This is a genomic window from Pseudomonas sp. P4_D7 (genome assembly GCF_056401755.1).
Window position 1 is genome coordinate 1 of sequence record NZ_JBFUIR010000008.1, and the last position, 12,947, is coordinate 12,947.

General features: G+C 58.4%; 14 protein-coding genes. 4 read left to right on the top strand and 10 right to left on the bottom strand.

Translation table 11 applies throughout. The annotated features are described in order from the left end of the window. Positions 1-88: 88 nt before the first annotated feature. The 5 genes from AC1DVF_RS07705 to rplU all read right to left on the bottom strand — a co-directional run bounded on the left by AC1DVF_RS07705 (position 89) and on the right by rplU (position 3,832). The gene (locus tag AC1DVF_RS07705; RefSeq protein WP_007909822.1) at positions 89-556 is read right to left on the bottom strand and encodes a CreA family protein; all 468 of its coding nucleotides are present in this window, start codon (positions 554-556) and stop codon (positions 89-91) included. Positions 557-566: 10 nt separating this feature from the next. Beyond that, on the bottom strand, positions 567-1,685 hold the full coding sequence (gene proB / locus AC1DVF_RS07710; RefSeq protein ID WP_477782320.1) for a glutamate 5-kinase: 1,119 nt from the start codon (positions 1,683-1,685) through the stop codon (positions 567-569). 123 nt (positions 1,686-1,808) lie between these two features. Further along, positions 1,809-3,032 (bottom strand): Obg family GTPase CgtA, encoded by a 1,224-nt coding sequence (gene cgtA, locus AC1DVF_RS07715; protein WP_093434800.1) that lies wholly within the window; start codon positions 3,030-3,032, stop codon positions 1,809-1,811. A gap of 193 nt (positions 3,033-3,225) precedes the next feature. After that, positions 3,226-3,483: a 50S ribosomal protein L27 gene (rpmA, locus tag AC1DVF_RS07720; protein WP_003176049.1), complete on the bottom strand. Its 258-nt coding sequence runs from the start codon at positions 3,481-3,483 to the stop codon at positions 3,226-3,228. Between the two features lie 34 nt (positions 3,484-3,517). Beyond that, on the bottom strand, positions 3,518-3,832 hold the full coding sequence (rplU, locus tag AC1DVF_RS07725; RefSeq protein ID WP_003176051.1) for a 50S ribosomal protein L21: 315 nt from the start codon (positions 3,830-3,832) through the stop codon (positions 3,518-3,520). A gap of 239 nt (positions 3,833-4,071) precedes the next feature. On the opposite strand from rplU, the gene AC1DVF_RS07730 reads away from it, so the two are divergent. From AC1DVF_RS07730 to AC1DVF_RS07740, 3 genes are all read left to right on the top strand, one after another. Further along, positions 4,072-5,040 carry a polyprenyl synthetase family protein gene (locus tag AC1DVF_RS07730; RefSeq protein ID WP_093434797.1) on the top strand — a complete coding sequence of 323 codons (969 nt, stop codon included), beginning with the start codon at positions 4,072-4,074 and terminating at the stop codon, positions 5,038-5,040. A gap of 181 nt (positions 5,041-5,221) precedes the next feature. Continuing rightward, on the top strand, positions 5,222-5,563 hold the full coding sequence (locus tag AC1DVF_RS07735; protein ID WP_016986200.1) for a zinc ribbon domain-containing protein YjdM: 342 nt from the start codon (positions 5,222-5,224) through the stop codon (positions 5,561-5,563). A 205-nt stretch (positions 5,564-5,768) separates the two neighbouring features. Further along, positions 5,769-6,026 (top strand): PA4570 family protein, encoded by a 258-nt coding sequence (locus tag AC1DVF_RS07740; RefSeq protein ID WP_025108780.1) that lies wholly within the window; start codon positions 5,769-5,771, stop codon positions 6,024-6,026. A gap of 110 nt (positions 6,027-6,136) precedes the next feature. On the opposite strand, the gene AC1DVF_RS07745 is transcribed toward AC1DVF_RS07740, so the two are convergent. The 3 genes from AC1DVF_RS07745 to AC1DVF_RS07755 form a co-directional block, all read right to left on the bottom strand. Continuing rightward, entirely contained in the window at positions 6,137-6,754 is a 618-nt protein-coding gene (locus AC1DVF_RS07745) for an FKBP-type peptidyl-prolyl cis-trans isomerase (RefSeq protein WP_008078561.1), read from the bottom strand. A gap of 121 nt (positions 6,755-6,875) precedes the next feature. Further along, positions 6,876-7,181, bottom strand: a complete 306-nt coding sequence (locus tag AC1DVF_RS07750; protein WP_093434795.1) for a DUF6482 family protein — start codon at positions 7,179-7,181, stop codon at positions 6,876-6,878. A gap of 137 nt (positions 7,182-7,318) precedes the next feature. Beyond that, positions 7,319-7,807: a TIGR00645 family protein gene (locus AC1DVF_RS07755; RefSeq protein WP_007909801.1), complete on the bottom strand. Its 489-nt coding sequence runs from the start codon at positions 7,805-7,807 to the stop codon at positions 7,319-7,321. A 159-nt stretch (positions 7,808-7,966) separates the two neighbouring features. Here AC1DVF_RS07755 and AC1DVF_RS07760 point away from each other — a divergent pair, with 159 nt between their 5' ends. Beyond that, entirely contained in the window at positions 7,967-9,796 is a 1,830-nt protein-coding gene (locus AC1DVF_RS07760; protein WP_460096972.1) for a hypothetical protein, read from the top strand. A 36-nt stretch (positions 9,797-9,832) separates the two neighbouring features. Here AC1DVF_RS07760 and AC1DVF_RS07765 read toward each other — a convergent pair whose 3' ends face one another. Both AC1DVF_RS07765 and AC1DVF_RS07770 read right to left on the bottom strand, forming a co-directional pair. Next, positions 9,833-10,147 (bottom strand): PA4575 family protein, encoded by a 315-nt coding sequence (locus AC1DVF_RS07765; protein WP_007909799.1) that lies wholly within the window; start codon positions 10,145-10,147, stop codon positions 9,833-9,835. A gap of 325 nt (positions 10,148-10,472) precedes the next feature. Further along, positions 10,473-12,911: a Lon protease family protein gene (locus AC1DVF_RS07770; protein WP_460089017.1), complete on the bottom strand. Its 2,439-nt coding sequence runs from the start codon at positions 12,909-12,911 to the stop codon at positions 10,473-10,475. Positions 12,912-12,947: the final 36 nt, after the last annotated feature.

The following is a 12,947-nucleotide window of genomic DNA, read 5'->3' on the forward strand; positions in this document are numbered from 1 at the left end:
GTTAGTCAGATGTACATTTGCTGACTAACACAGCTATCGTCGGCACGCCGCCCGGAGCAGGCTCACTCCTACAATTGGATTTGCGGTGTTATTGCTGGACGGGTACCCACGGCAGGATCGGGATCGCGGTCACGGCATTCTGCGGACTGCCTTCGATCAAGCGATCGCTGTAGACCAGATACACCAGCGTATTGCGCTTCTTGTCCAGGAATCGCACCACCTGCATGGTCTTGAATACCAGCGAAGTGCGCTCCTTGAACACCTCATCGCCATCCTTCAGATCACCCTTGAACTTGATCGGGCCGACCTGACGGCAAGCGATCGACGCTTCTGCGCGATCTTCAGCGAGGCCCAGACCGCCCTTCACACCCCCCGTCTTGGCGCGCGACAGGTAGCAGGTCACCCCCTCAACTTTCGGATCATCGAAAGCCTCGACCACAATGCGGTCGTTCGGACCGACAAACTTGAACACCGTCGACACCTGACCGATTTCCTCGGCCGAGGCCAGCAATGGCATCGCCATCAGCAAGCCCAACAATCCTTTCGCTAAACGCATCGAATTTTCCTTAGACCAGAATTAGGTTGTCACGGTGAACCAGCTCAGGCTCCGCCATGTAACCAAGCAAACCAACAATCGCATCCGACGACTGACCGATGATTTTTTGTGCTTCCAGCGCACTGTAGTTAGCCAGGCCACGAGCAATCTCACGACCATCGGGCGCCACGCAGACGACCATTTCACCGCGACGGAAACTGCCCTGCACCAACTTCACACCTACCGGCAGCAAACTTTTATTGCCCTGTGACAACGCCGACACCGCACCATCATCCAGCACCAACGTGCCGCGAGTCTGCAGATGCCCGGCCAGCCATTGCTTGCGCGCCGCGAGCATGCCGCGCTCAGGCGACAGCAACGTACCGATACGCTCACCCGCCTTCAGACGATCAAGCACACGCTCAAGACGCCCACCAACAATGATGGTGTGCGCACCGGAACGTGCAGCCAGTCGCGCAGCACGCAACTTGGTCTGCATACCGCCACGCCCCAGCGCACCGCCCGTACCACCCGCTACCGCATCGAGACTCGGATCATCGGCGCGCGCTTCGTAAATCAGCTGCGCCTCGGGATTATTGCGCGGATCGGCGTCAAACATGCCATCGCGGTCGGTCAGGATCACCAGCAAATCCGCCTCGACCAGGTTAGCCACCAGCGCCGCCAGGGTGTCGTTGTCGCCAAAGCGGATTTCGTCGGTGACCACGGTGTCGTTTTCGTTGATCACCGGGATGACTTTCAGGTCGACCAATGCGCGCAAAGTGCTGCGGGCGTTGAGGTAGCGCTTGCGGTCGGACAAATCGTCGTGAGTCAGGAGAATCTGCGCAGTGTGCCGGCCATGCTCGGCGAAACTCGATTCCCACGCCCGCACCAGACCCATCTGACCAATCGCAGCGGCTGCCTGGAGCTCGTGCATCGCACTGGGTCGTGCGGTCCAGCCCAAACGACTCATGCCGGCCGCTACCGCCCCGGAGGACACCAGCACCAACTCGACACCAGCCTCATGCAAGGCCACCATCTGCTCCACCCAGACACTCATTGCCGCGCGATCCAGCCCTTTGCCATCAGCTGTCAGCAAAGCGCTGCCGATCTTCACGACCCAACGCTGCGCACCTGTCACCTTGCTCCGCATCATCTTCAACCTTAGCTTGAGGGCAACGCGACCCAGCGCCGCCCATGACGTTATTTGTGACTTGCGATTTCCAGATACTAAAACGCCGCTCGATTGAGCGGCGCTTAAGTTTACTGCAACGAATCAGTCACGCACGTAAATGATTTCCGGACCGTCTTCGTCATCCACATCTTCTTCGTCCCAATCATCGTCGCCGATGTCATGGACCGACTTCACGCCGCTGCGACGCAGGGCACGCTTGTCATCCAGCGCCTGCAGTTGCGCGCGCGCTTCGTCTTCGATGCGCTGATCGAGATCGGCAAGCTCTTCCTTGTAAGCCGGGTCATTGGCCAAGCGATCGGCACGATCTTCCATGTAACGCATGATGTCGTGACACAGACGCTCGGTACCGATCTTGGCGATCGCCGAGATCACATAGACCGGACCGGTCCACTCGAGGCGATCAACGATTTCCTTGACGCGCTCTTCGTGCTCTTCTTCAAGGATCTGGTCGCACTTGTTCAGCACCAGCCAGCGATCACGCTCGGCCAGGGACGGGCTGAACTTGATCAGTTCGTTGACGATCACTTCAGCGGCATCCGGCGCGCTGGAATCATCCAGCGGCGCCATATCGACGAGGTGCAGCAACAGACGCGTACGCGCCAAGTGCTTGAGGAAGCGAATGCCCAGGCCAGCACCGTCGGAGGCTCCCTCGATCAGACCCGGAATGTCGGCAATGACGAAGCTCTTCCAGCGATCGACGCTGACCACACCCAGGTTCGGCACCAGCGTGGTGAACGGATAGTCAGCCACTTTCGGCTTGGCGGCCGAGACCGAACGGATAAAGGTACTTTTACCGGCGTTCGGCAAGCCCAGCAGACCGACGTCAGCCAGTACTTTCATTTCCAGTTTCAGGTCGCGCTGCTCACCCGGCTTACCCGGCGTGGTCTGACGCGGCGCCCGGTTGGTACTGGATTTGAAACGGGTGTTACCCAGACCGTGCCAACCACCCTGCACTACCATCAGTTTCTGGCCAGCCTTGGTCAGGTCGCCAATCACTTCCTGAGTAGCAGAGTCGATCACCGTAGTGCCGACCGGCACGCGCAGGATCAGGTCTTCGCCCTTCTTGCCGGTGCAGTCAGTGCTGCCGCCATTGGAGCCACGCTCGGCATCGAAGTGCCGGGTGTAACGGTAGTCGACCAGGGTGTTGAGGTTTTCGTCAGCCATCATGTAGATGGAACCGCCGTCACCGCCATCACCGCCGTTCGGGCCACCGTTTTCGATGAATTTTTCCCGACGGAAACTCATGGCGCCATTGCCGCCATCACCAGCCTTTACGCGAATCGATACTTCATCAACAAACTTCATAACCAACGCCTCTCGCCGTACGGACGAGCCGAAAAACAATCAAGACATAAGACTCTTGCAAAAATGAGCGCAGCGACCCCAAAACACGACCTGCATCGCACGCCGACAGCCCATACAAACAGTTTTGCAAGAGACTCACCCCACAAACGAAAAAGCCCCGTCGCGAGACAGGGCTTTTCCAGCGATCGCGCAATTAAGCTGCGACAACGCTCACGTAACGGCGGTTGAACGCGCCTTTTACTTCAAACTTGATCACGCCTTCGATTTTCGCGAAGAGGGTGTGATCCTTACCCATGCCAACGCCGTAGCCAGCGTGGAATTGGGTGCCGCGCTGACGCACGATGATGTTGCCCGGAATGATTTTCTGGCCGCCATACATCTTAACGCCAAGGCGTTTGGCTTCTGAGTCGCGACCGTTACGGGTACTACCACCAGCTTTTTTGTGTGCCATGAGTCAATTCTCCTAGTGAGGAATTAGGCTGAAATTAAGCCTGAATACCGGTGATTTTGATCTCGGTGTACCACTGGCGGTGGCCCATACGCTTCATGTGGTGCTTACGGCGACGGAACTTGATGATGCGGACTTTATCGTGACGACCTTGGGAGATCACTTCAGCCACAACGGTAGCGCCAGCAACAACTGGAGCGCCGATATTCACGTCGTCGCCATTGGCAACCAACAGAACGCGATCAAAGGTAACGGATTCGCCGGTAGCGATTTCCAGTTTTTCGATCTTCAGGTATTCACCCGGGGCGACTTTGTACTGCTTGCCGCCAGTAACGATTACTGCATAAGACATGGTATTTCTCCGATAATCCTGCTCACCCAGCTCTTTATAAGAAGAGGTATTGGCTGGCATGGCTGCATAAGGCTGGAAGGCCCGTTGCAATTGCGTAAGGCAGGTGCTGCCCAGGAAGTTCAGGGTGCGCGATTGTACGCAAGGTGCCGCAGGCTTGCAAGTAGCCGTCTATCGCGCCTTGACAGGTCTGGATGGGGGTCCTAGCATGCCGCGCAACCCTTCTGGAGCGACTCTCGCTGATGCAACCCCAAGCTTTCTACCGCGCGGTGGCGGACGATTTTAGCGCCGTCGACGGCATCATCAAGAAGCAGCTGACTTCCCGAGTACCGCTGGTATCGAAAATCGGCGATTACATTACCTCGGCCGGCGGCAAACGTCTGCGTCCTTTATTAGTGTTGCTGTGTGGCAAGGCCCTGGGTCGCGAAGGCGACGACATGCGCCTTTTGGCCGCCACCATCGAATTCCTGCACACCGCCACCCTGCTGCATGACGACGTGGTCGACATGTCCGGCATGCGCCGTGGCCGTTCTACCGCCAACGCCATGTGGGGCAACGCCCCGAGCGTGCTGGTCGGCGATTTCCTGTACTCGCGCTCGTTCGAAATGATGGTCGAACTGGGCTCGATGCCGGTGATGAAGATCCTGTCCCAGGCCACGCGCATCATCGCTGAAGGCGAAGTACTACAACTGTCCAAGGTGCGCGACGCCAGCACCACCGAAGAAACCTATATGGAAGTCATCCGCGGCAAGACCGCGATGCTCTTCGAAGCTTCGACCCACAGCGCCGCTGCATTGGCCGGTGCTACCGCTGAGCAGAGCGAAGCCCTGCGCACCTTCGGTGATCACCTCGGTGTGGCGTTCCAACTGGTCGACGACCTGCTCGACTACAAGGGCGACGCCGAAACCCTGGGCAAGAACGTCGGTGACGATCTGGCCGAAGGCAAACCGACCCTGCCGCTGATCTACACCATGCGTGAAGGTACGGCTGAACAGGCTGCACTGGTGCGTCAGGCGATCCAGAAAGGCGGGATCGAAGACCTGGAAAGCATCCGCATTGCCGTGGAAGCCTCCGGTTCGCTTGAGTACACCGCGCAACTGGCCCGCGATTACGTGGCCCGTGCGATCAAGTGCCTCGATGCCCTGCCGGCCAGCGAATACCGCGATGCGCTGGTTGAACTGAGCGAGTTTGCGGTCGCCCGTACGCACTGATACAGCCCACTGTGGGAGCGAGCCTGCTCGCGAAAGCAATCTGCCAATCGACATCAATGTTGACTGACACACCGCTTTCGCGAGCAGGCTCGCTCCCACAGTTGTTTCTGCGCTATGCCCTCCCTCGCGTAAAACCCTATACAATGTGCGACTTTTAGCGATCCATACCCAAGGAGCCTTAGTGAGCACGTTGCCACCCTGCCCGAAATGCAATTCCGAATACACCTACGAAGACGGTACCCAGCTGGTGTGCCCGGAGTGCGCCCACGAGTGGTCCGCCAGCGGCGAAGCCGAAGTGGCGTCTGATGATGCCGTGAAGAAAGACTCGGTCGGCAACGTCCTGCAGGACGGCGACACCATCACCGTGATCAAGGATCTGAAGGTCAAGGGCACTTCGCTGGTGGTCAAGGTCGGCACCAAGGTCAAGAACATCCGTCTGTGCGATGGCGACCACGATATCGACTGCAAGATCGACGGTATCGGCCCGATGAAACTCAAATCCGAGTTCGTCAGAAAGGTCTGATTCCGTTGTCATCCATCCCGCGCCAGGCGTGGGATGGAGCTTCACCCTCCCCGCTCTACCCCAGCAAAACCGCGCAATAGCCAAACGCCAGCCGTTTTGACCTTACGCAATCTTTACCCGGAAAATTTCAGAATCCGCCAATAGACGCTTGCTATTTGGCGAATAAGAATTATTCTCATTGAAACCCTTCAAGGAGATGAGAACCATGACTTATTTGATCGACGCGTGGCTGGATCGCCCACACCCTTACCTCAGAATCCTCCATCGGGAGACCGGTGAAGTCTGTGCGGTGCTTGAGGAAGAAGCCCTGCATGAGTTGCAAGACCAAGGGGATCTGGACGTCAGCAGTCTCAATTCCAGCGAACCATTGGTGCTCAAGGAGCTGGTGCGCAATCTGTTTCTGTTCTGCTATGCCCGGGCCTTGCGCCCGACCAGTGAACTGCATCACAAGATAGAAGTATGAGCAGTAATACAAAACATGTGGGAGCGAGCCTGCTCGCGAAGGCTTCAACTCGAATCTCAGTTTAGATCCAGTCGCCTGCATTCGCGAGCAAGCTCGCTCCCACAAAGGTCTTACAGAACGTCCAGCAGCTCGACGTCGAATACCAGAACGCTATGCGGCGGGATGCTGCCAACGCCTTGAGCGCCGTAAGCCAGTTCGCTCGGCACGTACAGACGCCATTTGCTGCCGGCATTCATCAGTTGCAGGGCTTCGGTCCAGCCAGCGATCACGCCGCCAACCGGGAATTCTGCAGGCTGGCCACGCTCGTAGGAGCTGTCGAACACAGTGCCGTCGATCAGTGTGCCGTGGTAGTGAGTACGGACCTGGTCTTCACGGGTAGGCTTGGCGCCTTCGCCCTGAGTCAGCACTTCGAATTGCAGGCCGGAAGCCAGGGTGGTGATGCCGTCACGCTTGGCGTTTTCAGCCAGGAAAGCCAGGCCTTCGCCAGCAGCGGCTTCAGCTTTGGCAGCGGCTTCGGCTTGCATGATTTCGCGGATAACCTTGAAGCTGGCGGACATTTCTTCCTGGCCAACACGGCTTTCCTTGCCGGCGAAAGCGTCGGTCAGACCGGCCAGGATCGCGTCCAGGCTAACGCCCGGTGGCGGGTTGTCGCGCAGCTGGTCGCCCAGTTGACGGCCGATGCCGTAGCTGACGCGGGTTTCGTCGGTGGACAGATTTACTTCGGACATGACACTGCTCCGCTGTGCGGACGGCCACAAGACTTGCCGTGCGAGCACAGCGCGTCCCGGCGCGCCCGGAACCAAAAGGGCGAGCAGACTAGCACAGATGCCCGGCGATGGGGCGCAAGGCCTACAGGGCTGAACGCCAGGCGAGCGGCACCTTCAGGCATTCATCGATACTGCCGCCCAGGCCGCACATTTCGTCATGCACCGAGGTGTGGACAAGATTGAAGGGCAGCACCGGAAACGCATGCAGCAGATCCCGCGCATGCTCCACTGATCGCAGGGTCAGCATCTTGCCTTTGGGATCACTCAACGGATATGCCGCCCCGTGCATCCGCGCTTCGAGCAGATAAATCCCGCCCTCCATGGAGATCAGGTTCAACTCATCGACCTTCCTGGCGATGGCAAACGCATTCAGCTCTTGCAGGTTCATGAACGCACCTCACAAAGTGGCGAGTCAGGACCTCTACAGGGATATGCTTGCGCGCACCAAAGCACAAGCCACAAACGACACCGCCCGTCTGTTTCGCAACAGACGGGCGGTGTTTTTTTGCAGCGATCAACGGTTGATCAGTGCTTGGTGACTTTGTCCAGGTAACCCATGGCGAACGCCGAAACGACGAAGGTCATGTGGATGATCACGTACCACATCAAATGCTCGGGATCGACGTTCTTGGCGTCCATGAAGATGCGCAGCAAGTGGATCGATGAAATCGCCACGATCGAAGCCGCCACTTTCATCTTCAACGACGAAGAGTCCATGGTGCCGAGCCAGCTGAGCTTTTCCTTGCCTTCGTCGATGTTCAGTTCAGAGACGAAGTTCTCGTAGCCGGAAATCATCACCATCACCAGCAGGCCGCCGACCAGTGCCATGTCGATCAGCGACAGCAGCACCAGAATCAGTTCCGACTCGGCCATCGAAAAAACGTTGGGCAGGATGTGGAACACTTCCTGGAAAAACTTCAGTGCCAGCGCCAGCAACCCGAGCGAGAGCCCGATATAGATTGGCGCCAGCAGCCAGCGCGAGGCGTACATTGCATTTTCGATAAAGCGTTCCATTGAATCTCACACAAGGGGGTGGAAATGGCGGCGAGTATACCAGCCCCCTGTGACAGCCAGAAACTGCCCGAAAATCCGCCACCTGCGCGTGTGGATGATTTTTTTCTGCTAGTGTCGAAACCATTGACAGCCCAGTGACTGCAGACAGGACGTGTGGAAATGGATGTGCGATTACCGATAACGACGGCCGGAATTTGCCTTGCTCTGTTGATCAGCGGTTGCTCGCCCGGCGACGAAAAACACGCCACCAGCCTTGAAGAAAAAACCGCAAAGTTCGAACAGTCACTGGACGCCATCACCGACACCAAGCTCAAGGACGCCATCACCGAACTCGGCGGCTCACTGCTGCTGCTCGAACGCGCGCAACTCAAGCTCAACGACAATCCGCCGCGCACCGAATACGGTGAAGACGCACTCGCCGTGCTCAAGCACTATCCTGCCCCGCAGGCGCTGGTCGATACGTTTATCAACGGCCTGTTCGTGCTGCACAAGGATGCCAGCTCCGATTACCTCACCGATCTGCAACCGGTGTTCCCGTTCAACCTGAACATTCCCGGCGGCTTCTTGTTTCCACACGGTGTGGAATGGCAGTCGGTGACGTTGAGCAACAAACGCGTGATCGCCTATCAGCCGGAATGGTCGGAAACCGATCCGGGCATTCAGCTCAGCCCCTCCAGCTCCAACGTCACCAACCCCGATGACCTGACCGTGACCTACCCGTTCATTGACGGACTGGACGTGGACAAGAAGTCCCTGCCGCAACCGGTCAGCCTGCAAGGCCAGATCGAAGTCATCGCACCGCGCCGCTTGTACAGCTTCGACCTGACGCAAAAAGACGTCGGCCAGACCCGCAGTAACGACAACCTCAGCGTCAAACTGCTGAAGCTCGAGAACAACTACGCCGAAGTGGAATTCAGCAACAATCTGCCACTGGCGGCGGAAGTCGCAGAGACGCAGCTCAATCCGCTGATCGTCCAGGCCCGCGACAAGACCGGGCAATACCTGATACGCGCCGGCTCGATCAACGAGAGTCCGGAGCAAGTCGCGTTCTACGAAAAACAACTGGCCTACCTGCAACAGCAGAAGGGCTGGAGCGATGCGCTGGAGAAGCAACTCACCGAAGAGCAGCAGGCATTCGAGGACAAGCACCCGCGTCGCTATAACAAGGTCTATTTCAATGGCCCGATCGACACTCTGGAAGTCAGCGTACTCGACTTCTCCTCGGCGACGGTGACGCGCAAATCGCTGGATCTGCCGATTCGCACGTTCAATCAACACACGACGCAGAAGGCCATTCAACCGCTGGATCTGCCAGTGACGGTCTACGACGATCTGGCAGCCAACTGGCTCAAGGGTGCGAGCCTGACCGAAGAGCAACTGAAGGCAGGCATTCGCATTCATCAATACGTTGAAGAACCGAGCGCTGCACGCATCGAGTTTTCCCATCGCCGTACGTTCAACGATGAACTGCTGGGCGATGACTTCAGCCCGGGGGTCAGCCCTGTCACGTTCTTTACCGAAAAACGCAGTGGCAAACTCGATGAACCGATCGAACTGCCGCCCGAGGCATACCAGGTCGATCCGCTGCGCGCGACGATCACTTACGACCTGAACCTGTTCCCGGAAACCCCAGCGATCGCCGTCGGTTCAATGCCGCTGTTTCTCGCGACTGTGGCCAAGCAGGCATACGACGCCAAGTCCTTGCCCAAAGGTCTGGAGATCAAGAACAACCTGCTGGTGGTGGACCTGAAATTGTTTCCGCCCAACGAATGGCGTTTCTTCGTCAAAGACGACAGCGGCAACTACCTCAAGCAGATTCTTTCTGTCAGCCACGATGCGAGCGCAGAAGGCCCGGCGCTGTTCGGCGTGCACTATTTTTATGGCCGCCCGACGCACGTGGAAACCTATCAGCGCACCGACCTCGCCACTGTGCAATACGGCTTTGAGGTCAAACTCGACCGGGCGCAGGTACCTGAGGCTGCCCACTGAAGAGCCAGATCAAAAGATCGCAACCTGCGGCAGCGCCTACAGGGCGCGGCCACGGCCACCGTTGATCTGCCGCAACTGGGCTTGCAGGTGCAGGCTCCAGATCTGCGGATCATCGGCCAGTTCATAGCCGTGCAAGGTCAGGCTTTCAACGATGGTGTCGAGTATCGATTCGGCGGCGACCGGCCCATGAAACGGGCCCTGAGCTTTGATGGCGGAAGGTTGTTCACCGGCCATGCCGGCCGCGAAGAGCAGCGTCCACATGCCGTTATCGCCGGCCAACGGCTTGATGGCGCATTCGATACGGGTCACCAGACCCAGGCATTGACGGGTGAGACAGAGGTTGCGCGACATGGCGGCGACCCTCGGTGAAGCCGGTATTCAGCCCTCACGGGAGGACTGGCTCGATCCAGTGATACTGTCGATATCCTTGAGCTGAGAATAGAAGAAAAGTCCGCTGCGCAAGCCGAATGAGACCAGAAGGCGCCGAATGGTCATTGTGTGAATATTGGCGTCAGAGTTGTGGCATATCTCCCGAAGATCTCCACAAAAATCAATCTGGAAAAACAACTGTGGGAGCGAGCTTGCTCGCGAATACGGAGTGTCAGGCAACTGATTCGTCGACTGATACGCCGCTTTCGCGAGCAAGCTCGCTCCCACAGGGTTCGCTTTAAGACTGTTAAGCCGGTTTGGCTTCGGCCAGCGCTTCTTGGGCCAACTCTTTCTCGGCTTCCTTGAGGTCTTCTTCGCTGATCATCTCGGCGATGTCGCGCAAGCGCTCGACCACCCGTGCGTTGATGCTGCCTTCCGGGAATTCGCCGTCGGCATTCGGTTCACCGGCCGGTTCGCCCACCAACAGACTCAACGCCTCGTCGGCCTGACGCACCGCGTACACGTGGAACTGCCCGGCACGCACCGCCGCCAACACTTTCTCATCAAGCATCAGCGTGGCCACGTTGGCCTGTGGAATGATTGCGCCCTGCTCGCCAGTCAGCCCGCGCGCTTCACAGAGTCGGAAGAAGCCTTCGATCTTCTCGTTGACCCCGCCCACCGCCTGCACTTCGCCGAACTGGTTGATCGAACCAGTGATCGCAAAGCACTGCTTGAGCGGGGTTTTCGACAGCGCCGAAATCAGCGTGCACGCCTCGCCCAGCGACGCGCTGTCGCCGTCGACGTAACCGTACGACTGCTCCAGCGCGATGCTCGCGGAAATCGCCAGCGGGAATTCCTGGGCATAACGGCTGCCCAGATACCCGGTGAGGATCATCACGCCTTTGGAGTGGATCGGCTGACCGAGGTTGACCTCACGCTCAATGTCGACAATGCCGCTGCCACCCGGGTAAACCGTGGCGGAAATCCGCGCCGGCACACCGAACGCCGAATCGCCGACTTCGAGCACGGTCAGACCGTTGCACTTGCCGACCGCCGCGCCATCGGTGTCGATCAGGATGATCCCGGCAAGCATGTCGTCGAGAATCCGCGCCGACACACGACCGGTGCGCGTGGCCTTGGCTTTCAAGGCACGTTCGATATGCCCGGCATCGGTCATTTCATCGCCGGCCAGGTGACGGATGAAATCCGCTTCGCTGACCAGTTGGAACAGATCGCCAATACGCGCCGACAAACGCCCTTGGTGCTCGGCCAAACGTGCGCTGTAAGTCGCCAGGCGCGCTACCGCATCGGCAGTCAGCGGCGCCATGCCTTCTTCCGAAGTACGGGTTTTCAACAACTGGGCGAATTGCTCCAGGCTCTCGTCGACCATCGGGATGTCTTCGTCGAAATCCACGAGGACGCGGAACATCTCCTGGAAGTCCGGATCGAGGTCTTGCAGCGTGTAGTACAGCGACCGCGCACCGATGATGATGACTTTGACCTGCAACGGAATGTGCTGCGGGTTGAGCGTCACAGTGGCGAAACGGCCCATCTCGCCCAGCGGCGATTCCATTTTCAGCTTGCGCGATTGCAGGGCGCGTTTCAGCGCATCCCACACGAACGGCTCGCTGAGCATTTTTTCCGCTTCAAGAATCAGGAAACCGCCGTTGGCGCGGTGCAAGGCGCCCGGACGCAACTGACGATAAGTGGTGTAGAGCGCGCCCTGATCGGTGGTGTATTCGATGCGACCGAAGAGGTTTTCGTACGTCGGGTGCGGCTCGAAAACGACTGGCGCACCGCCGCTGAGCGGATGACCGACCACCAGGCTCGGTGCGTATTGTTCTTCCAGCAGTTTGCGCGCGACGGCGTCGGTCTTGCTGTCATCGACCAGTTGCTCGACCACGGTTTTCAGCAGATAGACCTGCATGGCTTGCAAGTAACCACAGACCGCAGCGTTCTCGGCGTACTTCTCCGACAGCGGCGACAGCAATGGCTGCAAGGCTAGGGTGATGGTTTCTTCGTTGAGCGCACGCAGTTGATTGTTCGATTCGCGCTTCCACTGCGGCAGGCTGGCGAGTTCTTCGTTCAGACGCTCTTCGAGACCGGAGATGTCCTCGTGGAAACGCTCGCGATCGGCTTCCGGCAACTGGGCGAATTCGGCTTCGTCCAGCGCTTTGCCGTCGAGCATCGGCGTGAAGGCGATATTGCTGCTGTCGCGGTACAGGGCGACGTCTTTTTCCAGGGCCAGGCGCTCGATGATGTCGAGGGCTTTGTCGTAGCGCTGGTTGAATGCACGGTCGATGGCACTTTTCTTTTGCTGATAGGACGGGTGTTCGAACACCGCTGGAAACGTCGCCAGCAAGTTGTCGATCAAACCGTTGATGTCACCGATAAACGCGCCGGCAGTGCCCGAAGGCAGTTCCAGCGCACGCGGCTCGCGCGGCTCATCGAAGTTATTGACGTAGACCCAGTCCGCCGGGGTCTGCAGGCGCTTGCCTTCGGCCTTCAGGTAGCGTTTGACGAACGAGAAACGACCAGTGCCGGGCTCGCCCATGACGAATACGTTGTAACCGGGGCGTGGCATGGCCACACCGAACTGCAAGGCTTCGACCGCGCGTTCCTGGCCGAGCACACCGCGAAAGGGCTCCAGATCATTGGTGGTAGTGAAGCTGAACTGTTCAGCGGAAAACGGACGGGTCAGCGCTTCGGGCGCGAGACGCAAGCTGGCAGCAACAGGATCAGGCATCGGGCTTCCTTAACAATCAGGCGGGGCAGATAGCGG

What these genes read in the sequence shown, in the direction of transcription:
- AC1DVF_RS07705 (WP_007909822.1), bottom strand. Translation starts at nt 556, where the DNA reads ATGCGTTTAGCGAAAGGATTGTTGGGCTTGCTGATGGCGATGCCATTG.
- proB (WP_477782320.1), bottom strand. Translation starts at nt 1,685, where the DNA reads ATGCGGAGCAAGGTGACAGGTGCGCAGCGTTGGGTCGTGAAGATCGGC.
- cgtA (WP_093434800.1), bottom strand. Translation starts at nt 3,032, where the DNA reads ATGAAGTTTGTTGATGAAGTATCGATTCGCGTAAAGGCTGGTGATGGC.
- rpmA (WP_003176049.1), bottom strand. Translation starts at nt 3,483, where the DNA reads ATGGCACACAAAAAAGCTGGTGGTAGTACCCGTAACGGTCGCGACTCA.
- rplU (WP_003176051.1), bottom strand. Translation starts at nt 3,832, where the DNA reads ATGTCTTATGCAGTAATCGTTACTGGCGGCAAGCAGTACAAAGTCGCC.
- AC1DVF_RS07730 (WP_093434797.1), top strand. Translation starts at nt 4,072, where the DNA reads ATGCAACCCCAAGCTTTCTACCGCGCGGTGGCGGACGATTTTAGCGCC.
- AC1DVF_RS07740 (WP_025108780.1), top strand. Translation starts at nt 5,769, where the DNA reads ATGACTTATTTGATCGACGCGTGGCTGGATCGCCCACACCCTTACCTC.
- AC1DVF_RS07745 (WP_008078561.1), bottom strand. Translation starts at nt 6,754, where the DNA reads ATGTCCGAAGTAAATCTGTCCACCGACGAAACCCGCGTCAGCTACGGC.
- AC1DVF_RS07750 (WP_093434795.1), bottom strand. Translation starts at nt 7,181, where the DNA reads ATGAACCTGCAAGAGCTGAATGCGTTTGCCATCGCCAGGAAGGTCGAT.
- AC1DVF_RS07755 (WP_007909801.1), bottom strand. Translation starts at nt 7,807, where the DNA reads ATGGAACGCTTTATCGAAAATGCAATGTACGCCTCGCGCTGGCTGCTG.
- AC1DVF_RS07760 (WP_460096972.1), top strand. Translation starts at nt 7,967, where the DNA reads ATGGATGTGCGATTACCGATAACGACGGCCGGAATTTGCCTTGCTCTG.
- AC1DVF_RS07765 (WP_007909799.1), bottom strand. Translation starts at nt 10,147, where the DNA reads ATGTCGCGCAACCTCTGTCTCACCCGTCAATGCCTGGGTCTGGTGACC.
- AC1DVF_RS07770 (WP_460089017.1), bottom strand. Translation starts at nt 12,911, where the DNA reads ATGCCTGATCCTGTTGCTGCCAGCTTGCGTCTCGCGCCCGAAGCGCTG.